Annotated in this window: 18 protein-coding genes; 13 read left to right on the forward strand and 5 right to left on the reverse strand. The window is 57.6% G+C overall.

Going from position 1 to position 23,055, the window contains the following annotated elements; all coding sequences use genetic code 11:
* Nucleotides 1–59: 59 nt before the first annotated feature.
* Nucleotides 60–983 (forward strand): DMT family transporter, encoded by a 924-nt coding sequence (locus DUD43_RS08095; protein ID WP_153229877.1) that lies wholly within the window; start codon nt 60–62, stop codon nt 981–983.
* On the opposite strand, the gene DUD43_RS08100 is transcribed toward DUD43_RS08095, so the two are convergent.
* The 3 genes from DUD43_RS08100 to DUD43_RS08110 form a co-directional block, all read right to left on the reverse strand.
* Nucleotides 984–2,192 carry an MFS transporter gene (locus DUD43_RS08100; RefSeq protein ID WP_153229878.1) on the reverse strand — a complete coding sequence of 403 codons (1,209 nt, stop codon included), beginning with the start codon at nt 2,190–2,192 and terminating at the stop codon, nt 984–986.
* Nucleotides 2,193–2,354: 162 nt separating this feature from the next.
* Nucleotides 2,355–4,064: a single-stranded-DNA-specific exonuclease RecJ gene (recJ, locus tag DUD43_RS08105; RefSeq protein WP_153229879.1), complete on the reverse strand. Its 1,710-nt coding sequence runs from the start codon at nt 4,062–4,064 to the stop codon at nt 2,355–2,357.
* Nucleotides 4,046–4,993 carry a hypothetical protein gene (locus tag DUD43_RS08110; RefSeq protein WP_153229880.1) on the reverse strand — a complete coding sequence of 316 codons (948 nt, stop codon included), beginning with the start codon at nt 4,991–4,993 and terminating at the stop codon, nt 4,046–4,048. The genes recJ and DUD43_RS08110 overlap by 19 nt, the downstream gene beginning before the upstream one ends.
* Before the next feature lie 42 nt (nt 4,994–5,035).
* Between DUD43_RS08110 and DUD43_RS08115 the strand changes: the two genes are divergently transcribed.
* From DUD43_RS08115 to DUD43_RS08160, 10 genes are all read left to right on the forward strand, one after another.
* Nucleotides 5,036–6,310: a lipoprotein-releasing ABC transporter permease subunit gene (locus DUD43_RS08115; RefSeq protein ID WP_153229881.1), complete on the forward strand. Its 1,275-nt coding sequence runs from the start codon at nt 5,036–5,038 to the stop codon at nt 6,308–6,310.
* Nucleotides 6,303–7,016, forward strand: a complete 714-nt coding sequence (locus DUD43_RS08120) for an ABC transporter ATP-binding protein (RefSeq protein ID WP_153229882.1) — start codon at nt 6,303–6,305, stop codon at nt 7,014–7,016. The genes DUD43_RS08115 and DUD43_RS08120 overlap by 8 nt, the downstream gene beginning before the upstream one ends.
* A gap of 73 nt (nt 7,017–7,089) precedes the next feature.
* On the forward strand, nt 7,090–7,923 hold the full coding sequence (locus tag DUD43_RS08125) for a TatD family hydrolase (RefSeq protein ID WP_153229883.1): 834 nt from the start codon (nt 7,090–7,092) through the stop codon (nt 7,921–7,923).
* 405 nt (nt 7,924–8,328) lie between these two features.
* Nucleotides 8,329–10,797: a DNA internalization-related competence protein ComEC/Rec2 gene (locus tag DUD43_RS08130; RefSeq protein WP_153229884.1), complete on the forward strand. Its 2,469-nt coding sequence runs from the start codon at nt 8,329–8,331 to the stop codon at nt 10,795–10,797.
* A 121-nt stretch (nt 10,798–10,918) separates the two neighbouring features.
* Nucleotides 10,919–11,815 carry an alpha/beta fold hydrolase gene (locus DUD43_RS08135; protein ID WP_153231578.1) on the forward strand — a complete coding sequence of 299 codons (897 nt, stop codon included), beginning with the start codon at nt 10,919–10,921 and terminating at the stop codon, nt 11,813–11,815.
* A gap of 6 nt (nt 11,816–11,821) precedes the next feature.
* Nucleotides 11,822–12,670, forward strand: a complete 849-nt coding sequence (locus DUD43_RS08140) for a 3',5'-nucleoside bisphosphate phosphatase (RefSeq protein WP_153229885.1) — start codon at nt 11,822–11,824, stop codon at nt 12,668–12,670.
* Nucleotides 12,671–12,687: 17 nt separating this feature from the next.
* Entirely contained in the window at nt 12,688–13,281 is a 594-nt protein-coding gene (gene greB, locus DUD43_RS08145; RefSeq protein WP_153229886.1) for a transcription elongation factor GreB, read from the forward strand.
* A 232-nt stretch (nt 13,282–13,513) separates the two neighbouring features.
* Nucleotides 13,514–17,575, forward strand: a complete 4,062-nt coding sequence (gene purL / locus DUD43_RS08150) for a phosphoribosylformylglycinamidine synthase (protein WP_153229887.1) — start codon at nt 13,514–13,516, stop codon at nt 17,573–17,575.
* A gap of 43 nt (nt 17,576–17,618) precedes the next feature.
* Nucleotides 17,619–19,079 carry an IMP dehydrogenase gene (guaB, locus tag DUD43_RS08155; protein ID WP_009457979.1) on the forward strand — a complete coding sequence of 487 codons (1,461 nt, stop codon included), beginning with the start codon at nt 17,619–17,621 and terminating at the stop codon, nt 19,077–19,079.
* Between the two features lie 562 nt (nt 19,080–19,641).
* On the forward strand, nt 19,642–19,875 hold the full coding sequence (locus DUD43_RS08160) for a hypothetical protein (protein WP_153229888.1): 234 nt from the start codon (nt 19,642–19,644) through the stop codon (nt 19,873–19,875).
* Between the two features lie 355 nt (nt 19,876–20,230).
* Here DUD43_RS08160 and DUD43_RS08165 read toward each other — a convergent pair whose 3' ends face one another.
* A complete protein-coding gene (locus DUD43_RS08165; RefSeq protein WP_042479854.1) occupies nt 20,231–21,136 on the reverse strand; it encodes a DMT family transporter in 906 nt (301 codons plus the stop codon).
* 139 nt (nt 21,137–21,275) lie between these two features.
* Here DUD43_RS08165 and DUD43_RS19420 point away from each other — a divergent pair, with 139 nt between their 5' ends.
* Nucleotides 21,276–21,569, forward strand: coding sequence for an AraC family ligand binding domain-containing protein (locus DUD43_RS19420; protein WP_416202947.1), 294 nt, complete (start codon nt 21,276–21,278; stop codon nt 21,567–21,569).
* Nucleotides 21,479–22,027 carry an AraC family transcriptional regulator gene (locus tag DUD43_RS08170; protein WP_416202942.1) on the forward strand — a complete coding sequence of 183 codons (549 nt, stop codon included), beginning with the start codon at nt 21,479–21,481 and terminating at the stop codon, nt 22,025–22,027. Before DUD43_RS19420 ends, DUD43_RS08170 begins: the two co-directional genes overlap by 91 nt.
* Here DUD43_RS08170 and DUD43_RS08175 read toward each other — a convergent pair.
* On the reverse strand, nt 22,024–22,914 hold the full coding sequence (locus tag DUD43_RS08175; protein ID WP_153229889.1) for an alpha/beta fold hydrolase: 891 nt from the start codon (nt 22,912–22,914) through the stop codon (nt 22,024–22,026). The two genes, DUD43_RS08170 and DUD43_RS08175, sit on opposite strands and share 4 nt — an antisense overlap.
* Between the last annotated feature and the right edge of the window lie 141 nt (nt 22,915–23,055).

Below are 23,055 nucleotides of genomic sequence, written 5' to 3' on the forward strand. Positions count from 1 at the left end.
CTGGCCGCCATGGTATTTTGATTAGCTGCCTTGCAAATGTGTGTATTAGGAGAGGGTGGGTGAATAGAGCGGGATCACGTTTGGCGGCATACGCCTGTTTGGCCTTGTCCATGTCCTTGGTGGGCAGTTATATCGCCTTGACGCGGCCTTTGGTCGCGGCGCTACCGGTGTTCTTGCTGGCCTGGCTGCGCTTTGGCATTGGCGGGATTGCCATGCTGCGCTGGCTGCGCAAACCCGCGACGGAACCCGCACTGGACCTGCGTACCCGTGGCCTGATTTTTCTGGAATCCTTCCTGGGTAATTTCATGTTCACCCTGTGCATGGTGACAGGCATCAGCATGACCAGCGCTGTTTCTGCAGGCGTTATTTTGTCCGCCATTCCCGGCATGGTGGCCTTGTTCAGCTGGTACTTTCTGAAAGAAAGCATAGGCCCACGCACGTGGGCGTCTTTGGCCTTGGGCATGGGGGGGATTGCCTTGCTGGCCTTGGTGCAGGCTGATGATCACGGTGTGGATCAATTGGACCCAGGGAAGATGTGGCTGGGCAATGCATTGATCTTTTGTGCGGTCTTGTGCGAATCGGCCTACGCCGTCATAGGCAAGCGCCTGACCGCCGTGCTTAGCCCCAAGCGCATCAGCGCGATTATCAATCTGTGTAGCTTGGCCCTGATTACACCACTAGGTTTGTACGCTGCCTGGGATTTCGACTTCACAGCCCCGGCAGGCTGGATCTGGCCTTTGCTGGTGTTTTACTCCTTGGCCGCCAGTGTCTGGACGGTCTGGCTGTGGATGACGGGCGTGCGCTCCGTGCCCGCCTCGCAAGCGGCCGTCTTTATGGTCTTGATGCCTTTAGGCACGGCGGCGGTGGGTGTGCTGGTGCTGGGCGAGAGCTTCACCACCGTGCATGTCTACGCCTTCATCCTGGCTTTGGCGGGTTTGGTGTTGGCTACCTTGCCAACACCATCCGGTGCAAAGAAGGGCTGATTAGTCCGAGCGTTCAAGTACCCGCATGCGGCGTGCCAAGGCAAATCCGGCCATCAGAACCAGCGGAATTCCAGCCAGCCATGGGAGTCTGGGAGAGACTCCGTAGACCAGTGTTCCGATTGCGGGGCCAACCGTGTCCTTCAGGTCATTGGTCACCGAGGCTGCGGCCATATAGGTCGCACGCTGATGAGTCGGGGCCAGAACGCCGACTGTGGCGGGTACCAAAGGCCCCAGGATCATCTGGTTGATCGCCAGCAAGGTGACGCCAATAATCAGACCTGTCAGATTCCCTATGAAAAGAATGGCTGCGAAAGCGGCTGCTAGGGCCGAGGTGCTCCACCAGACCAGGACCTCACTGCGTATGCGGGACAGTTTTTGTGCCGTAGAGATTTGCAAAACGGCGACCACCGCGGCGCTGTAGGTGAACAACCACCCGATCTGCGACACACTCAAAATGCCGGTGTCTTTGGAGAACAGGGGGAGCACGGCGGGCATCCAGCCCGAGCAAATCTCGATGCAGAACAGGCAAAGCAGCAAGAGGGCCAGGCGACTATCGCGAAATGCAGGCAGTATTCCGGCCAGACCAGGTTCGGCCTCTTCTTGGTCCTGCGGCAGCTCTGGACGCGTTTCCGGTACTTTGAAAATGGCCAGCAATGCTCCGGCCAGGAGCAAACTGGCAGCCGCAAAAAACACCCATCCCAAACGGTGTGAGGCGATGAGAGCGCCCGTCATCGGGCCTAACACTCGTCCGACACTGGAGGCGCTGCGGGCCAGCGAAAATGCCTGTCGGAGGTGCTGTGGCGGCATGACATCAGCGATCAGCGTGGAGACAGTGGGATGAAGGACACACTCGCAAATGCCAATAAAGAGCAGGGCGGCGGCAATAGCGACGACTCCGCTGCAAAAAGGCAGAATCAAAAAGCCCAGGCCTACACCGGACAAGGAGTAGATCAGAACTCGACGGCGTCCATAGCGGTCGGCAGCACCGCCCAGTATGGGCGTTGCCAGCAGTTCACCTGCTGAATAGCAGGCAAGCAGTGGGCCTACAAAACTGACTGGAATTTGTGCGGATTGTTCGGCCCAGATAGCCAGAAACGGCAGGATCACACCGTCCGCGAATCCGAAGCAAAAGCAGATCAGAATAGCGCTGCGGGCGGCGGGAGGCAGAAAGAAGGGGGAGCGGGGAATATCGGAAGCGTTTGGAGACATAAATCAACTTTGCGCAGTGATATTGCCCTTTGATAGGGCAATATCAAGTGACGCGTTGATTGACGTAAACGCTTACGAAACAGGCAGAACGCCCAGGTTTTTAGGCGAGTGTAATGTTTGACATGATGATGGTCAATCGCCTCTTTTGCTGTGGGTTGCGTCTTAATCCTGCCCCTGTGCAAACTCAATAATGAACTGCACGCTGACGTTCCCATTCCACTCGTTCTGATCCAGGCGATAGGCGGCTTCGATATTTTCTGGCAGCAAGGTATCGCGGTTGAACCAGATTGCGTCGAAGTATTCGCCGTTGCGTTCCAGGCTCAACTTCAAATGCTTGTTCTTGAGCAGACGTTGTTGGCGCACGAAGAAATTGTCGCGGAAAACAGGGGCTGGGAAGCCTGCGCCCCAGACCTGTTTTTGCAGCAGCCCGGCCACCGTAATATTGATGTGCTCGGGCTCCAGCGAACCGTCGGTTTCGATGATGGGATCAAACTGATAGCGGCCTGTCAGTTCCTGCACAGCTTCCTCGAAGGCCTGTACGAACACGTCGTAATTGTCTTCTTCGATCGTCAGGCCGGCCGCCATGGCGTGGCCACCAAACTTCAGAATCAGACCGGGATAGCGTTTGGACACCAGGTCCAGCGCATCGCGCAGGTGTACGTCGGGGATGGAGCGGCCCGAACCTTTGATCTCGCCTTCGTCACCTTGGGCAAACGCCAGGGTGGGGCGCCAGTATTTTTCTTTCAGACGCGAGGCGACCAGGCCGACCACGCCCTGGTGCCATTCCGGGTGGAATACGCACACCGTGGCGCTGGTATCCGGCTCGGCCAACTCGGCCGCGCGTAGCGCCTCTTCACGCATGGACTGCTCAATCGAGCGGCGATCCTGGTTCATGTCTTCCAGTTCGCGGGCCAGATTCGCGGCTTCGTCCTCGTCGTCCGTGATCAGGCAGCGTATGCCCAAAGCCATATCGGCCAGTCGACCAGCGGCGTTGATGCGTGGGCCCAAGGCAAAACCCAGATCAAAGGCACTGGCCTGACGGGGATCGCGACCAGCAACCTGGAACAGGGCGCGCAGCCCGGCCTGCATCTGGCCCTTGCGCATGCGCTCCAGCCCTTGGGTAACGATCAGGCGGTTATTGGCATCCAGGCTGACCACGTCGGCCACGGTACCCAGGGCGACCAGATCGGCCAGCTCGTTCAGGCGTGGGCCTGCATTGGCTTCGTACACCCCGCGCTGGCGCAGCTCGGCACGCAAAGCCAGCATCAGGTAAAAAATAACGCCTACACCGGCCAGGTTCTTGGAGGGGAATTCACAGCCGGGCTGGTTGGGGTTCACAATGGCCAGAGCATCAGGCAACTCATCACCAGGCAAGTGGTGGTCTGTGACCAGAACCTTCATGCCCGCCATATGGGCGGCTTCTACGCCATCAATACTGGCAATGCCGTTATCCACGGTAATCAGCAGATCCGGCTTGCCCGACGGGTGTTGCTCAGCCAGTTCGACCACGGCAGGCGACAGGCCGTAGCCCGTTTCAAAACGGTTCGGAACCAGAAAGTCCACCACTGCGCCCATGCTGCGCAGTGCGCGCAGACCGACGGCACAGGCGGTAGCGCCATCACAGTCGTAGTCGGCAATGATCAGCATGCGATCCCGGCGGGCAATGGCATCGGCCAGCAAAACGGCGGCTTCACGTGCCTGGGTCAGCATATTGGGCGGAATCATGTTGCGCCAGGCCGGATCGATCTGGGCGGCGTCAGTTACACCCCGAGAGGCCAGCAAACGGGCCATTAAGTCGTGAATCCCGGCCTGTTTCAGGGCGTGGCTGGCGGCTTCTTGAGCGGGACGGTTTTTCAGGATAGGGGTGACCACCACTGACTCCAGTTAGAGGTTTGTTTGAACAGGGACAGGGGCCAGATACGGCGCGAGGCGGGACCGACGTGAGCGTAGCGGTCCAGGCCGGTCAGCACCAGTTCTGGCATGGGCCCTGCGGCCAGGGGGGCGAGCACGGTACGATCCAGCTCGGCCAATTGTTGCAGCCAAAGCCCCCAGTCTTGTCGTATCAGGCTGTCTTGCAAATCATCAATAATGCGCAGTTCGGCAGGCTCGGGGCCTAATTGCTGACTGGAAGCCCCGCCAAACAGCCATAAGCTGTTCACATTGGGCAGGCCCGCCTGTTCGCGCTCCTGATTGTCCGGCAGCGCAAAGGCCAGCATTTGAAATTCATTGATCAGGCGACGCCAGGGGCGGGTTTGCACATCCTGCGTCCACCAATTATTCAAATTGCTTTGGCTGACCAGTTCTGTGGAGGCTGCTTGCACCGTAAAATCAGCCGGTGGAGTAACACGCCACAAGGCCGGGCTGATGTACTCGAACTGAAAGCCGGTGTCGTCCAGATAAGGGCGAACGGCGTCCAGCAAGGCACGGCTGTAGGACTCGGACAAGGCCAGTTGTTCAGCCGGTATCAACATGGCGCCTTCGCGAGAGGGGGCGATGTGAACCAGCTCTGCCAGCCAGACCGCCTGGTCCGGTGCCACCGAGTGGATTTGTTTCAACTGGCGTAGCCGCAAAGGGGCCAGACCTGCGCTAAGATGCTGGGCTTGGTGCGCCGTAAAGCCATGGGCGTGCAAAAGCCAGGATTGTGCTGGCGTGCACAGGTCCTCGGACGGGTCACGTACCGACAGCGTGCCTTTGCCCTGAGTCAGTAACTGAACCAGAGAAGGGGCCGTCTGGGGCAAGTGTTTAATGAGTTCGCGCGCGATGGCCGGTTCCGGCAGCGCACCGTTGATTACGATCTGCATGACAGCGATTGTAGTGTTTTCTTTGAGGCGATAGCAGCTCGCATGGGATACGAATTTTGGATTGGGGCGCGGTATGCCGGCCTGGCCAAGGGCCGCAAACGGCGTGGGGGACGAAAAGACCGTTTCGTCTCCTTTATTGCGGGCAGCTCGATGGCGGGGATTGCCCTGGGGGTAGCCGCGCTGATTGTCGTGCTGTCTGTCATGAACGGTTTTCAGACCCAGGTGCGTGACCGCATGCTGTCGGTCTTGCCGCATATTGAGCTGATTGTGCGCAATGCAGACCATCAGCAAGTCTTGAATGAATGGAAAACACTGGCTCAAAAGGCGCAGACCAATCCGGCGGTGGTGGGCTCGGCTCCCTATGTGGCCGGGCAGGGCATGCTGGTGCGCAGCAATCAATTGATGGGTGTGCAGGTACGCGGCATTGAGCCTGATCAGGAAACCAAGGTGTCCGAACTGGCCCAGCAAATGGTCATGGGTCGACTGGAAAACCTGCGCCCTGGCACCTTCGGTATCGTGCTGGGCGAGCAGTTGGCGAATCAATTGCGCGTCAGCACTGGCGACACGATCATGCTGATGGCTCCGCAAGGCTCGATCTCGCCCGCTGGCTTTTCGCCGCGCATGCGCCAGTTCACGGTAACCGGCGTGTTTTCCTCCGGCTATTACGAATACGATGCCAGCCTGGCTTTTGTAAACGTGGACGATGCGTCCAAGATTTTCCGTGACAGCGGTAATAGTGGGGTTCGACTGCGTATTAAAGATATGCAGCAGGCTCCCATGGTGGCCCAGGAATTGGCCAACAAAATGCCGCGTAACGTGCTGGTGTCGGACTGGACGGCCAATAACCGCACCTGGTTTGCCGCTGTGCAAACAGAAAAACGCATGATGTTCCTGATCCTGGCGCTGATTGTGGCCGTGGCCGCTTTCAACTTGCTGTCCTCCCTGGTGATGGCGGTAAAAGACAAGCAGTCGGACATTGCGATCTTGCGTACGATTGGTGCCACCCCCAGTGAGATTGCCCGTATTTTCCTGGTGCAAGGCGCTTTGATCGGCGTCGTGGGTACCTTGCTGGGCGTCGGTTTGGGCACCCTGATTGCCTACAATATCGACGTGATCGTGCCCTTTATTGAGAATCTGATGGGCCGTAAATTCCTGCCTCAGCAGATTTACTTCATCAGCGAACTGCCTTCCAATCCGCAGGTCTACGACATTGTGCTGATCGCCATTGTTTCGCTGGTTCTGTCCTTCCTGGCCACGCTGTACCCAAGCTGGCGTGCTTCCAAGCTTCAACCTGCACAGGTGCTGCGTCATGACTGATCTTATCGCTCCAACCGTGCTGCGCGCGCGCGATGTCAGCGTCCACTACGAGGAAGGCGGCAACAGCATTCAAGTGCTTTCCGGGGTGAATCTGGAAGTGTGTCGTGGCGAGATGGTAGCCATTATTGGTGCTTCCGGCTCGGGGAAAAGTACCTTGCTGCATGCTTTGGGCCTGCTGGACAAGCCTAATACTGGCAGCATCGAGGTCAATGGCACCCAGACGGAAAGCCTGAATGAAAGCGAGCGCAGTCAGCTGCGCAACAAGGTGCTGGGCTTTGTGTACCAGTTCCACCATTTGTTGCCCGAGTTTGATGCGCTGGACAATGTGGCCATGCCCTTGATCGTGCGTCGCATGAAGCGTGCAGAGGCGCGTGAGCAGGCTCAGCAGGTTCTGGAACAAGTGGGTTTGTCGCAGCGAGTGCATCACTATCCGGGCCAGTTGTCCGGGGGCGAGCGTCAGCGGGTGGCCTTGGCACGTGCTTTGGTTACGCGACCTGCCTGCGTACTGGCAGACGAGCCTACGGGTAATCTGGACCGTTACACCGCTGAAGGCATGTTTGAATTGCTGGGCCGGGTTAATGAAGAGTTCGGTACGGCGTTTGTTATTGTGACTCATGACCAGGCATTGGCCTCCTTGGCCCATCGTCAGCTGGTTATGGACAAGGGCTATCTGACCCAGGAAATCAGGACCGAGCGCCGGTCCTAAAAACAAGCAGGGGCGCGGTCCGCTATACCGCGCCCTTTCTTTTTGTGGACGGGTGCTTGTGGGGAGTCTCGCTATGCTAATCGATACGCACTGTCATCTGGATGCTCCCGAATTTGCTCAAGACCGAGAGCAGGTCATTGAGCGCGCCCGCGCGGCGGGTGTACGTTCGATTGTGGTGCCGTCCGTCGGTGTGTTCGACTTTCAAGCAGCCCGCGAGAGCGCCATGGCAGCACCTGGCGGTGCGTATGCGCTGGGTATTCACCCCGTGTTTACGCCCAAAGCGGGGGCCGCAGATCTGGAAGCCCTGGAGCAGGAAATTCAACTGCGCCTGGATGATCCGCGCTTTGTCGCCCTGGGTGAAATCGGTTTGGATTACTTTGTGCCGGAGCTGAAAACCGAAGAAGCCAGCCGTCATCAGGAATGGCTGTATGAAGCCCAATTGGCCATGGCGCAACGCTATGATTTGCCTGTGCTGCTGCATGTGCGTCGCTCTCAGGATCGGGTATTGAAATATCTGCGGCAGTTTCCGGGAGTCGGCGGAATCGCCCATGCTTTTAACGGTAGCGAGCAGCAGGCGCAGATGTTTGTGCGTCAGGGCTGTGCGCTGGGTTTTGGCGGGGCCATGACCTTTGGCCGAGCCAAGCAGATTCGCAGGCTGGCGCAGGAGATGAGCCTGGCCGATATTGTGCTGGAGACCGATGCACCGGATTTGGCGCCCTCCTGGCTGGTAGAGCCGGGAACACCGCTGGCCTCGGTTCGCAATGAACCGGCTGAAGTGAAGGGAGTCGCGGAGAGTCTTGCGGAGCTGCGGGGGATGGAAGTGGCTGATGTCATTAGCCAGACCGGTGCCACGGCGCGACGAGTCTTGCCAAGGTTGGATGCGTTTTTGTCTGGCCAGGGGTATTAGCTAGGGTTCAGATTTTTTGAGCTTGTCGGGACTGCTTTTTTGTAGTTTGAGGTGTTTGGGGCTGACTCCGTGCTTGCTCGTCCACCTGTTCCATCTTCTGTAATTTCGCTATACCGCGTCTTGTCTCTTCCTTAGTCTCATTATTTCCCGACTCTATCGTTGTTTTTATTTAGGGCACGCTGCTCGCGCCAACTCTGTGACTACGACTGCAGCGCAACTACCTTTTTCTTCCCTTTGCTGTTTTTTTCTGGGCTTTTGCACCTGGTCTATCTGTCAGGTAAGAGGAGTTTTTTGCCTATTGGTATAAGCCGATGTGAGCAAAGCGTCCTTTTGCTAATTCTTTGAATCAGCCCTGAACTCTACGCTATAGATTTGCGTGGAGGTCGCGATGGCAGGGCAGAGCCCATGATAGGGCGTGCATGTTTAGCCGCTTTTGTGGCTGCAGCAACATTCACCCATTTCCTGAAGCCTTCTTATCTGGCTCTGCCTGTTTGGCCGTGGCTGGGTGCTGCTTTTTTAAGCATCTTGCTAGCCCAGCGTTTTTCTTTTGCCTATGTCCTGGTCTTTGCCAGCTTGGGAGCGGGCTACAGCGTTTGGCATATACAGGACCGGCTTGCTCAGTCCGTCCCAGCAACTGACATCAATAAAGTCAGCCGGGTAGAACTGGAAATCCAGTCCTTGGTACAAGCCGGGCCGAACTACAGACAGTTTCAGGCAAGAGTCTTGAGCTCCCAGCCGCCTGGCTTGCCCGAGCAGATTCTGGTTCGCTGGAATGCAGCTCAAGGTCATCGCTCCTTGTATCGTGAGCCGTCTGTGCAAAGCTTCCCCGAGCTGATGCCCGGTCAGCGCTGGCGTATGTCCTTATTAGTGCGCCCGCCTCAAGGGGCTCGTAATCCGCATGGTTTTGATGCAGAGCGCCATGCCATCATCCAAGGCTGGCGGGCTGTAGGCAGTGTGCGGGGGCAGCCGCAACAAGTGGACTTCAATCCGGCGCAGTTCTGGTCCACATGGACGGAGCGCCTGCGCCATCATTTGCGCAGTGTCTTGATGCCCTACGTACAAGAACGACGCTGGGGCGGGGTGATGCTGGCTTTGTCCTTGGGCGATCAGGCCAGTATCACCGCAGCGGATTGGCTGATTTTCAATCGCAGTGGACTGACACACTTGGTGTCCATCAGCGGAACGCACGTTACGTTTCTGGCCGTGTTGTTGGCTGCCTTGGTGTCCTGGTGCTGGCGACGTATCCGCTGGGGGCGCTGGGTATTGGCCGAGCAGATTCCCGCCCAGGTCGCCGCGACCTGGGTAGGTATTGCCGGGGCGGGCGCTTACTGCGTGATTGCAGGTTGGGGCGTTCCTGCTCAGCGTACTTTTTTGATGTTGCTGGTGCTGGGTATCTGCCGTATTCGGGGTTTGCATTTGGGAGCCAGCCGGACTTTACTGATTGCCGCTCTGTGTGTGGTTTTGCATGATCCATGGGCGGGGCTGACGACCGGCTTTTATCTTTCTTTCGCTGCTGTCTCGGTCCTGTTCGCCTTTGGCTCATTGATGGGGCAGGTGCCGCAGTCGGGGACTTGGTGGCAGCGCTGGAGGCGCCGGGTCTGGTTTGCGACTCAGTTGCAGGTGCTGATTACCTTGGCCTTATTGCCCGCATTGGCTCCCTTGTTCCATGAAATATCCTTGGCCTCCTTGCCCGCGAATGCGTACGCCATCACCTTGATCGGTTCGGTTGTGACACCTCTGGTGTTGCTCTTGCTGATTTTGGCGGCATTGGAGGCTCCGTCGGTCTGGTGCGAGTCTGTCGCTTATCTTGCTCATGCTGTATTGGACTTCACCATGCAGCCTACAGTCTGGTTGGCAGAGCGTAGTCTTGCCAGCGTGCCCGTGCCTGCTCAGCACTGGGCCTGGACAGTGTTGGCTTTATTGGGCGTCTTGTTACTGCTCTTGCCCAAAGGTTTTGTGTCCCGTTTGAGTGGCCTGTCTCTGCTGGTGCCTGCCTTGGCTTTACGACCCTCTTTATTGCAGGAAGGGGATTGGGACTTGTTTGTCCTGGATATAGGTCAAGGTAGTGCGGTGGTGCTGCGTACTCGCAGTCAGGCGCTGGTATTTGATGTGGGAAACCGCTACGGGCCTGACTCTGATGAGGGCAAGCGCAGCATTGCCCCCTGGTTGAAAGCCAAGGGAATAGGGCGGATCGATACTTTAGTGCTGTCTCATGCCGATATGGACCATGTGGGTGGGACGCGCAGCGTATTGCAGGCGGTGCCGGTTAGCCGCTCCTATAGCAGCTTTGATCTGGATGCTCATTTGAATCGGGAGGAACGTTTACTAGGCGTACCCGCTGGCTCCACTGTGCGCCCGGAACAGGCCCTGCGTTGCGAGCAGGATGTGAGCTGGGAGATGGACGGTGTACGTTTCCGGTTCTGGTGGCCCCCAGCGGACGAGGCCAGCTTCAAGGCCGCCTATGGCAACGAGGAAGATAAAAACGCCATCAGCTGTGTGCTGGAGATTCAAGGAGCCCGACACAGCGCCTTGCTCTTGGGCGATGCGGGTGTGGCGCAGGAGCAAGCCATTGTGGCGGCAGGTTTGGGCCCTATCGATGTGGTGGTGGTCGGGCATCACGGTTCCCGGACCTCTTCGGGGGCGCATTTTGTGAAACACGTGCAAGCTGGGCTGGCGATTGCTCAACTGGGATGGTGGAACCGCTTTGGTCATCCATATGCGCAGGTGCAAACTCGTTGGGAGCGCTCCGGCGCTTTGTTTCTGCGTACCGATCAATGGGGCGCTCTGACCGTGGAGTCGCGTCCTTCGGCCTTGTATTACTTTGGCGAGCGGGACCGCCACGCCCGTTACTGGCAGTCCCCGGCATCACCCTGAGGGCAGGACAGAAACGGCACAGTAAAGCCCTCGGGCTGGGCTACAATAGTCCTTTATCTGTCAAATTCTGGTCTGAGCGTTCATGACAACTGATCTTCAGGAGCCGCGCCTTAATTGGGTTATGTGTGCCAGTGCCTCCGGCACGCACCGCATGGCGTACTGGGAGTGGGGCGATCCAAGTAACGACCAGGTCTTGATGTGCGTGCATGGTTTGACGCGTACAGGTCGGGATTTTGATCGATTGGCCCAGCGCCTGTCCAAACGCTACCGTGTGGTCGCCCCTGATATTGTTGGACGTGGCCGCTCTGATTGGCTGATTGATCCGGCCGCTTACGCCATCCCTCAATATGTTGCCGACATGCTGGTGCTGATTGCCCGTTTGCAGCCAGCACGGCTGGATTGGGTGGGTACCTCCATGGGCGGTTTGATTGCCTTGGGCTTGCAAGGTGCCCAAGCCATGTCCGCCTTGCTACGCCCGGCTCGCCCCGGCCCAGGTCTGGGTGCCGAACCCTTGCAACTGCCTTTGGGCCGTGTGGTTCTGAATGATGTAGGCCCTGCGCTGGATATGACAGGTCTGCAACGCATCAGCGAATACGTCGGTCAGTCCGTGCTGTTTGATACCTTCGAGCAGGCGGTGGAGTATGTGCGTTCCGTCTCGGCTTCCTTCGGGGAGCATTCTGCCCAAGAGTGGGCCGATATGTCCCGCCACGTATTTGTGGAGCACGAAGGCAAATGGCGTCGCCATTATGATTTGCGCCTGTCGCAAGCCTTTGCTCAGCAGGCGGATGTGGATTTGCAAGCGGCACAGGCTTTGTTGTGGGGAGCCTATGAAGGCTTGCCGGACAAGGTTCTGATCGTGCGCGGCCAGGAGTCCGACCTTCTGAAACCGGAAGCGGCCCAGGAAATGTTGCAACGCAATCCCAACTCGCAGCTGGTGACCATTCCCAATGTGGGGCATGCGCCCATGCTGCGTAATGCCGAGCAAATCGACCACATCGACTACTTTCTTGCTGGATAGCCCCTTATGAGTGTTCAGGCCTGCTTGCCCGTTGATTTGCATTGCCATTCCATTTATTCAGATGGTGTGCTTAGCCCCGCGGAACTCGCCGCGCGTGCGCATGCTAACGGTGTGAAACTGTGGGCCCTGACAGATCATGACGAAATTGGTGGCCTGAAACTGGCCCGGCAATATGCCGAGGATCTGGGCATGTGCTTTGTGGACGGGGTAGAAATCTCCGTTACCTGGGCGAACAAGACCATCCATATTGTGGGCCTGGGCGTGGACCCGGATCATCCTGCCTTGCAACAGGCGCTGCATGATGTGCGTGCTGGTCGCGAGCAGCGCGCCCGTCAAATGGGTGAACGCTTGGAAAATCTGGGCTTTCCCAATGCTTATGAAGGCGCAGTCCCGTTTGCGGCCAACCCGGAACTGATTAGCCGCACTCACTTCGCACGGTTTCTGGTCCAGCAAGGCTATTGCGCCGATATGAATGAGGCCTTTCGCCGCTATCTGGCGGATGGCAAGCCTGCCGCCGTGGAAACTGTCTGGGCCAGCCTGGAAGAGGCGGTGGGCTGGATACGTGAATCCGGCGGCAAGGCGATTATTGCCCACCCCGGACGTTACGAATTGGATGGCACCCGCAGCCATGCCTTGTACACCCAGTTTTTGGAACTGGGCGGCGTAGGTATTGAAGTGCTGACGGGCAGTCACACTCCGCAGGAATACAGCGTGTATACCCAGGTGGCACGCAGCTATGGTTTTGAAGTGTCCTGTGGTTCGGATTTTCATGGTCCCAGCGAAGGGCGTGTTGATTTGGGCGGTCTGCCGCCTTTGCCCTCGGGATTGAAACCCGTTTGGCAGGAGTGGCTCTAGCAGGAGCCTTGAAAACTATGAATAAAGCCTTTGTGAAAGAGTCCGATCAGGACGACGATGACGATCTGGATTCCCCAGCCAGTGCGTTGCCCAGTGGCACCAAGAATTACATGACGGTCCTGGGTTATCGCCGTTTGCGTGGCGAGCTGACCCATTTAATGAACAAGGAACGTCCCGAGGTCGTGCAGATCGTCTCGTGGGCCGCCTCCAATGGTGACCGCTCCGAGAACGGCGATTATCTGTACGGTAAAAAGCGCCTGCGGGAAATTGACCGCCGTATCCGCTTTCTGACCAGGCGTCTGGAAATTGCCGAAGTGGTCGATCCCGGTTTGCAGCCCAACCCCGATCAGGTGTTTTTTGGTGCAACTGTTGTTTATAGCGACAGCCAGGGCGAAGAATTCACCATCACCATCGTGGGTGTGGACGAGGCCGAACCCTTGCAAGGCCGCATCAGCTGGATTTCGCCGGTAGCCCGTGCCCTGATCAAGGCGCGTGAAGGCGACACCGTGGTGTTGCGTACCCCAGCCGGCAAGGAAGAGCTGGATATTCTGGAAGTGTCCTATCCCGAGCCTGCGCCAGCCCCTGATCTGGATGGAGACAGCCCGATTTGAACGCCGTACCGGGTCCGTATTGGAGATTACGGGGCGCCAATCGCTCCGGCCCCTCAAGACGTCTTGTCGAGCTTGCCGGGTTTGCTGTGTCTCCAGCCCTGCTTGCGGCCCCTTTGTTTGAACTGAATTTTCCCTTTTTGTGCACGCCATTTACCGATGTGACCTCTTGTGTCGCTTCCGGTTAAAATGGCGTGTTTTCTATTTCTCCCACCTTTTTTGCCCCTCCCGTATCGTGAGCCAAATCCTGTACTTCCCCGGTTCGTCCGTGCTCTCCGCATTTCGTCGTGAGCGTTTGCTAGAGCGTGTCGAGCAGCGTCAACTGCCTGTTGCCGACATTCTTGCCTTGCACGAATACTATGTCTGGACTGAAGAGTCCGGCCTGGATGCCAGTGCGCGTCAGCACCTCAGCGATCTGCTGGACGATGGTCTGCCTGCGCTGGACCCTCAGCCGCCCAAAGGCGCCTTGGTTCTGCGAGTCATCCCTCGTTTGGGTACCGTGTCGCCCTGGGCTAGTAAAGCGACTGACATCGCCCATAACTGTGGTTTGCAAGCGGTACGCCGTATCGAGCGTGGCGTGCGCTACATCATTACCCCCAAGCGTGGCTTGCTGGGTGCCAAGGAACTGGATCAGGCTCAGCTGGAGCAACTGGCTGCCTTGCTGCACGACCGGATGACCGAAACCGTGGTCGGTCTGGAGTTTGACGGTCAGGAGCTGTTCACTCAACTGGAAGGCAAGCCTATCCAGACCGTGGATGTTCTGGGCGGTGGCGTGGCAACCTTGAAGCAGGCCAACGAGGAAATGGGCCTGGCGCTGTCCGAGGATGAAATTGAATACCTGATGGAGGCGTTCACACGTCTGGGTCGTAACCCGCACGATGTGGAGCTGATGATGTTCGCGCAAGCCAATAGCGAACACTGCCGTCACAAGATTTTTAACGCACAGTGGGTAATTGACGGCCAAAACCAGGGCAAGACCTTGTTTGGCATGATTCGCGAAACCCACGCGGCTCAACCAGAAAATACCGTGGTGGCCTATGCGGATAACGCGGCCATCATGACGGGCGGCCCAGCCACTCTGTTCCACGCTGGTATCAACGATCAGGCCAACGAGCCTGTGTATCAGCGCCACGAAGCGCTGGTTCACACCTTGATGAAAGTGGAAACCCACAATCACCCCACTGCGATTGCGCCATTCCCCGGCGCATCGACAGGTGCCGGTGGCGAGATTCGTGACGAGGGCGCAACAGGCCGTGGTTCCAAGCCCAAAGCGGGTTTGACCGGCTTTACCGTGTCCAATCTGTGCTTCCCTGAACAAATGGAGCCTTGGGAAAAAGACTCCCACGGTATTCCTGACCGTATCGCCAGCCCGCTGGACATCATGATTGAAGGCCCGATTGGTGGTGCCGCCTTCAATAACGAATTTGGTCGTCCCAACCTGCTGGGTTACTTCCGTACCTTTGAACAAACGGCTGGCGATCAGCGTTGGGGCTACCACAAGCCCATCATGATTGCCGGTGGTCTGGGCTCGATTGATGATCGCCTGACTCACAAAGATCCTCTGCCAGTGGGCGCCTTGCTGATTCAGCTGGGTGGTCCCGGTATGCGTATTGGTATGGGTGGTGGTGCCGCTTCCAGTATGGGTGTGGGTGCCAACCGTGCCGAACTGGATTTTGACTCCGTGCAGCGTGGTAACCCGGAAATGGAACGCCGTGCCCAGGAAGTGATCGACCGCTGCTGGCAGCAGGGCGAGAACAACCCCATTATTGCCATCCACGACGTGGGGGCGGGTGGTCTGTCCAACGCGTTCCCGGAACTGGTGAACGATGCCGAGCGTGGCGCGATTTTTGAACTGACTCGCGTTCCTCTGGAAGAGTCCGGTCTGTCGCCTGCTGAAATCTGGTCCAACGAATCCCAGGAGCGTTACGTCCTGGCCATTCTGCCCAAGGACTTGCCGCGTTTCGAGCGTATTGCTCAGCGCGAACGTTGCCCCTTTGCCGTCGTGGGTGTGGCTACCGAAGAGCGTCAATTGCGCGTGACTTTCGGTGAAGGTCTGCCCGGTGTGGACGAAGTGCACAACCCCAAGAGCATCGAGGAGCGTCCTGTTGACGTGCCTATGGATGTGATTCTGGGTAAAGCCCCACGCATGGAACGCGACGTCAAGCGTCTGGACGGCGTGGCCGAACAGCTGGACCTGACCGTTATTCCTTTGACCGAAGCCATGCACCGGGTGCTGCGTCACCCCACCGTGGCCAACAAGACTTTCCTGATCAGCATTGGTGACCGTAGCGTGGGTGGCCTGTGCAGTCGCGATCAGATGGTTGGCCCATGGCAAGTGCCTGTGGCCGACTGCGCCGTGACCCTGGCTGACTTTGAAGGCGTGCGTGGTGAAGCCATGTCCATGGGCGAGCGTAGCCCCAGCGCCATGATTGACGCTGCAGCCTCCGGCCGCATGGCTGTGGCTGAAGCCCTGACCAACCTGGTCGCCAGCGATGTACGTGACCTGAAAGACGTCAAACTGTCCGCCAACTGGATGGCCGCTTGCGGCGTAGATGGCCAGGACGCCGCCTTGTTCGACACTGTTCAGGCTGTCAGCCAGTGGTGCCAGAGCCTGGGTCTGTCCATTCCTGTGGGCAAGGACTCCCTGTCCATGCGCACCAGCTGGGAGCAGGACGGTGAATCCCGTCAGGTGATTTCACCTGTTTCCCTGGTTGTGACCGCTTTTGCTCAAGTGGCTGATGTGCGTCGCACACTGACCCCTCAGCTGCAAACCAATGTGGGCGATACCGCTCTGGTCCTGATCGATCTGGGGCAAGGCAAGCAGCGCATGGGTGCGTCCGTATTGGCTCATGCTTTCAATCAGGTTGGCCAGTCCGTACCCGATATGCAGGACGCCGAAGCCATGCTGGCTTTTGTGAAGGTGATTCGCCAATTGGCTGACCAGGATCTGATCCTGGCCTACCACGACCGTTCCGACGGTGGTCTGGCCGCGACCGTGGCCGAAATGGCCTTTGCCGGTCACACGGGCGTGTCCGTGAATCTGGATATGTTGACCATTGATCCGCATGCAGCGGATTGGGGCGACTTCAAGATTCGCGCCGAACAAGTGTCTGTGCAACGTGACGAAATCACCTTGCGTGCCTTGTTCAATGAAGAGGCCGGTGCTGTTATCCAGGTGCCGTTGGCTCAGCGTGACCAGGTCATGCAAACCCTGCGTGAAGCAGGCTTGTCGGCCCACTCTCACGTGATTGGTAGCCTGAACAAGACCGATCAGGTCGAGTTCTACCGCGATGGTGCTTGCATTTATCAAGCCCCACGTGTGGAACTGGCACAACAGTGGAGTGAAGTTAGCCGCCGCATCATGGAGCGTCGCGATAACCCCGCTTGCGCACAGGCTGAATTCGACCGCTGGGAAGATGTACAAGACCCCGGTATCACGCCGCGCGTCATGTTCAACCCGCAGGAAGACATTGCTGCTCCTTTCATCGCTACCGGTAAGCGCCCACGCGTTGCCATCTTGCGCGAACAGGGTTGCAACAGTCAGGTCGAAATGGCCTGGGCTTTTGATACCGCTGGTTTCGAGGCAGTCGACGTACACATGACCGACTTGCTGTCGGGCCGCGCATCGCTGGAAGGCATGCAGGGCATGGTGGCCGTGGGTGGTTTCAGCTACGGCGACGTTCTGGGCGCGGGTGAAGGCTGGGCCAAGACCATTCGTTTCAACAATCAGTTGTCCGATCAGTTTGCTGCCTTCTTCGGCCGCAGCGACACCTTCGGTCTGGGTATTTGTAATGGTTGCCAGATGATGGCGGCCCTGGCTCCCATGATTCCGGGTGCGGAATTCTGGCCACGCTTTACCCGTAACCAGTCGGAAAAATACGAGGCTCGTTTCTCCAGTGTGGAAATCGCCGCTTCGCCATCCTTGTTCTTCAAGGGCATGGAAGGGACACGCTTGCCAGTAGCCGTGGCTCACGGTGAAGGCTTTGCCAACTTCCAGCGTCAGGGCGATGCATCCAAGGTAGCCGCTGCGGTTCATTTTGTGGATCACCGCGGTCAGCGCACCGAACAATACCCGCTGAACCCCAACGGCAGCCCTTACGGTTTGACCGGTGTCACCACGGCAGATGGCCGCTTCACCATCATGATGCCTCACCCGGAACGTGTGACGCGCAACGTCATGATGTCCTGGACGCCAGAGCAGTGGGGCGCCGCCGATCAGGGGGCTGATCAGATGGCAAATGGTGGATTTACTCCCTGGATGCGGATGTTTCGCAACGCTCGGGTCTGGATTGCGTAATTGCTTACGCGTATAATCGATTTTTGGACGGAGTTATAAAAGCATGCGTCTCATCAAGAAAGCACTGACCTTCGACGATGTGTTGTTGGTTCCCGCTTACTCCGAGGTTCTGCCTCGCGATACATCCTTGCTCACCCGCTTTACGCGGGACATCACCCTGAATATCCCGCTGGTTTCGGCTGCCATGGACACGGTAACCGAAGCGCGCCTGGCTATTGCCATGGCACAGGAAGGCGGTATCGGGATCATCCACAAGAACCTGACGGCGGATGCTCAAGCACGTGAAGTTGCACGTGTGAAGCGTCACGAGTTCGGTATCGTGATCGATCCGGTTACTGTGACGCCCACCATGAAGGTGCGCGATGCCATCAACCTGCAGCGTCAACACGGTATTTCCGGTCTGCCTGTGGTTGAAGCCGGCAAGTTGGTGGGTATTGTTACCAACCGCGATCTGCGCTTTGAAGACCGCCTGGATCTGCCTTTGCGTGATGTCATGACGCCTCAAGAGCGTCTGATCACCATGCACGAAGGCGCCACGCTGGACGAAGCTCAGGCCCTGATGCACCGCCACCGCCTGGAGCGCGTGCTGATCGTTAACGATCAGTTCCAGCTGCGTGGTCTGGCAACGGTTAAGGATATTGTCAAAAACACCGAGCACCCTCTGGCCAGCAAAGACAGCCACGGTCAGCTGCGCGTCGGCGCTGCAGTTGGTGTGGGTGACGGTACTGAAGAACGTGTCGAGAAACTGGCTGCAGCCGGTGTGGACGTGGTGGTGGTGGACACTGCCCACGGTCATTCCCGTGGCGTTATCGAACGCGTTCGCTGGGTAAAGAAGAATTTCCCTCGCATTCAGGTTATTGGCGGCAACATTGCTACCGCTGATGCCGCTCGCGCTCTGGTCGAGGCCGGTGCAGATTGCGTCAAGGTCGGTATTGGCCCTGGCTCCATTTGTACGACTCGTATCGTGGCCGGTGTGGGTGTTCCTCAAATCACCGCGATTGCTGACGTTGCCAAGGCATTGGAAGGTACGGGCGTACCTCTGATCGCTGACGGCGGTATCCGCTTCTCCGGCGACGTGTCCAAGGCTTTGGCCGCTGGCGCTTCCGCTTGCATGATGGGCGGTATGTTTGCTGGTACTGAAGAGTCTCCTGGTGAAGTTGTGCTGTTCCAGGGCCGTTCGTACAAGTCCTACCGCGGTATGGGTAGCTTGGGCGCCATGGTCGATGGTTCGGCTGACCGTTACTTCCAGGATCCTTCGAACAACGCTGACAAGCTGGTTCCAGAAGGTATTGAAGGCCGCGTGCCTTACAAGGGCAGTGTTATTGCCATTATTTACCAATTGGTTGGCGGCATCCGTGCCTCCATGGGCTACTGCGGTTGCAAATCCATCGAGGAATTGCACGCCAAGGCCGAGTTCGTGGAAATTACGGCTGCGGGTGTACGTGAGTCCCACGTGCATGATGTGCAGATCACCAAGGAAGCGCCTAACTACCGCGCTGACTGATCTTAGCCAGTCTCTTGCATGCCAGAAACCGCCAGCCTTTGGGTTGGCGGTTTTTTTTTGTGTATCGCCTTTGTGTTGTGGGGTAGGGGTTGGTCTCAGGATAGACGCCTCTTGCGGCCTGGGCGGGGGCGCGGGGCGGACCGCTTGCCGGTGCTGCGCACCGGTGCCCTTGGCGGTGTCGGGATACGGGCGCACTCTGAACTCACCCGGTGATTGGTCCCCCGGACCAATCACAAGCGTCGGGTTCAAACAGCAGAGTGCTTGCATCCCGTATCCCGACACCGCCCGCGGCAAGCAGTCTGACTCGCCCCGCGCCCCCGCCCAGGCCGCAAGAGGCTCAGCTCGAGAAATACTTAGCCCCGCTTGTTTTTTTGCGCTTAGGGTTTTTGTGGGTGTGTTGGTGTGTTGGTGTGTGGAAGGATCGTGGGTGGGAAATCGTAGCTTGATGGGAGTAAGACTTGTAATAAGGAAGAGGAGGAGAGAGGTCTATTGATGAGAAGAGGGAGGCTAGGGAAAGCAATCTTCCTTATGGCTAAAAATAGGTATTAAAAATTTTTATTTGTTGGCAGTTTGGTCAAGGCTCTGCACAATCACTGCCGTCACCGTCACCGTCACCGTCACCGTCACCGTCACCGTCACCGTCACCGTCACCGTCACCGTCACCGTCACCGTCACCGTCACCGTCACCGTCACCGTCACCATCAAGACCAAAGCAAAGCAACAGCAACAGCAACAGCAACAGCAACAGCAACAGCAACAGCAACAGCAACAGCAACAGCAACAGCAACAGCAGTAACTACCGCTATCTCAGCCTTTGTTCTTCCTATCTTGGCTGGTGTTGTGTAGTCCTTATTCCATTCAGGGAGCGACTCTTTATGAAGTGGGAGATATGGGAGTGCAGAGCGCTCTAATAAATAAAAAAGCGCCCCGTTTATGACGGGACGCCTTGCTTTGGATACTGCGGGATGCGCTTACCCTAAGATTGCTATTCAGCTATTCAGCTATTCAGCTATTCAGCTATTCAGCTATTCAGCTATTCAGCTATTCAGCTATTCAGTTCATTAGTTCGTTACTCGTTAACTCACAAGCTCGTGGTCGATAGCTGGCAAATCAGTTCATAGCAGGCGTGGAATATAAAACTCCCGTGCTTCTTATTTAGCAGGAGCTGCCTTGGTTTTGAACAGCCATTGTTGAGGCGGCCATTGAGCCAGAATCACCCCTGCCAGAGTCAGCAATCCACCGCTCACATGATGCGCGCCCAGTTGCTCACCCAGCAATGGGATGGCCAGCATGGCGGTCATGAAGGGCAGGATGTTCAGGAACAGGCTGCATCGGGCCGGGCCCAAGCGTGTGATGCCCTGGATCCAGCAGTAGGGCAACAAGACGGAGGCCAGGATGCCTGCGTACAGGATCAGGGGGACTGTTTGCTCATTCAGCTGGGTTTGTTCAGCTGGCAGCCAGAAGAATACGGGCAGCAGGGTAATCAAGGCTCCCCAAGCTTGCAGGTAGGTCGATTGCCAGGCTGGCACAGTGATATGCCATTTCTTCAAAAAGACGCTGTAAAAGGCGTAGCTCAATGCCGCTGTCAGCATCAGCAAGTCGCCAGAGCGGACTCCTTGGCTTAGCAGTTGCAGGGGATGGCCGCCGCTAATCAACCAGACTGTTCCAAACAAGGCCAGCAGGGCACCGGGCAGCATGCCGCGAGGGCCAGAGCCTGGCAGCAGCAGACGTGTGGTCAACAGGGTCAGTAGGGGTGTCAGTGCGGTAATCACGGCCATATTGGTGGCGCTGGTACTCGCCGCTGCCCAGTAAGACAGGCACTGATAAAACGCCATGCTCAGAAATCCCAGAAACAGCAGTTTGGGCAGTTGAGGCCGGATCGAGTGCCAGTGTCGCCAGACAGGGCGAGCGGCAAACAGGCTCATGATGGCCAGCGCCAGCACGACTCGATAAAAACTCATGGCAGGTGCGGCGATCAGGCCGTGCGCCATTTTGGAAACAATTACATTGCCGGACCACAACAGCATGGTCACCAGCGGATAGGCATAGTTGCGCATTGGAAGCATCCATCAATAAGGAAGACGTATGCTCGCTGTAGACCGGCTTGCCTGTCTTTCGCTAAACTGACTTGAATTAGCGCAAATGGGACAGCTTGTGGTTGATCCTCTTATTCATATCCCTGTCGAGCTGGCCAAGATGCCCATTAGTGGTTTGGCGGCAGACTATCCGGACGGCCATCTTATTCAAGAGCACCAGCATGTACGGGCGCAGTTTTTGTACGCTGTGCAAGGGGTGATGGTGATCGACGCCCAGGAAGGGCGCTGGGTGGTGCCGCCCAGCCGAGGCGTTTGGCTACAACCGGGGCGACCTCATACGTACGCATGCGTGGGCAGGTCAAAATGCGCACGATCTTTGTGGATGAGGATGCTGCTCCAGGCTTGCCAGCGCGTAACTGCGTGCTGGATGTCAGCCCTTTGCTACGAGAGCTGATTCTGGAGGCTAGCCGAATTCCCTTGGTGTACGCGCAAGACAGTCGCGACGGCCGCTTGATGCGCTTATTGCTGAATGAATTGCGCGAGCTGCCTGTATTGCCGTTTCATCTCCCCTGGCCCGAAGAGCCGCGCTTGCTACTAGTGTGTCGGCACCTGGAGGCTAGCCCCGATGACGATAGGGATGCAGATGCCTGGGCCCAGCAACTGGCCATGAGCGTCAAAACTTTCCACCGCCTGTTTCGTCGCCATACCGGCATCAGCTTTGGGCAATGGCGTCAATTCGCACGCTTGCTAGGGTCTCTGGAAGGTTTGGCCGCCGGTGAGCCGGTAGTGCAAGTGGCTTTGCAACACGGTTACGCTAGCCAAAGCGCATATGCCGCCGTGTTCCGGCGGCATTTCGGGGTTACTCCCAGAGAGTTTTATCGCTCTAAAGACAGCGTGGACGAAGCGGATTAATCCGCCAGCTCCAGCAGCAGTCGGGCCAGCATGTCGGGGTGTGTCATCAAAGCGCAGTGCCCGCTTTCCAACTCACGGAATTCCCAGTCTTTTTGCTGACGGGCCCATTCGCGCGAGGTATCGACCCCTCTGAACGTGGGCTGTGTGCAGGAAATATAGGAGCAGGGACGGCCATTGCCAATGACGGGGTTCTGTAAACGAAGGGAAGAGCGGTAGACGCTAAGCGGCTGTGGCGTCAGGCGGTTCCCGACAAAGTGCAGATCTTCCGTGGCATGCAGGCCCAAGGCGCTTAGTGGAGGAGGGGGGACGGCAGGAACGGCGCTTTTCCCGGCAGAGGCCACCATGCTGTCGACAATCTTTTCCGGTAGCGTGTCGAAAGTGCTGGTGCCGCTGGGCAGGATAAAGGCGTCCAGGTAAATCAGTTGCTGAATGCAGCGCGGCATGACATCGGCTACGCCGCTAATAACCAGTCCACCAAAGCTGTGGCCCACCAGAACCACGTTGGAGAGTTCCTCCCAACGTATCAAATTAGCGACATCGTCCACAAAGGTATTCAGGGTGATGTCCGGGCTGAGCAAGTGGCTGCGTTCGCCCAGGCCTGTCAGTGTGGGGGTATAGACTTTATGCCCTTTGGCCTGTAGCCGGGCCGCCAGGCGGGACCAGCACCAGCCACCGTGCCAGGCACCGTGAACCAGCACAAAGGTCAGGCTGTCGGAGACTTCGTCGGTATCTTCTTGGCATTCATAGGCAAAGCTGTGCGAGCGATCACCGGAAGGGCCGGAAGCAGGGATGTAGCTGCCGCCGCCTTGCTGTTGCGCGGCCTGTGCAGGTCGGGATTCATGGTGTTCATTAAGCTCGCTCGGACGAGGGGTACGACTCGAAGACATGCTGAAACTCCCAAAATGGCTGCATGTACTGTAGCTGCCTTGCCGCATGAATGCCAGTGATGCGGGACAATTTCGGCCTGGAGTATTTCAGCCACTCCCTAAGCGGCGCTACACAGCGTAAAATAGATCCTTTACCGCTTT

Source organism: Alcaligenes faecalis, from assembly GCF_009497775.1.
Classification (GTDB): domain Bacteria; phylum Pseudomonadota; class Gammaproteobacteria; order Burkholderiales; family Burkholderiaceae_B; genus Alcaligenes; species Alcaligenes faecalis_D.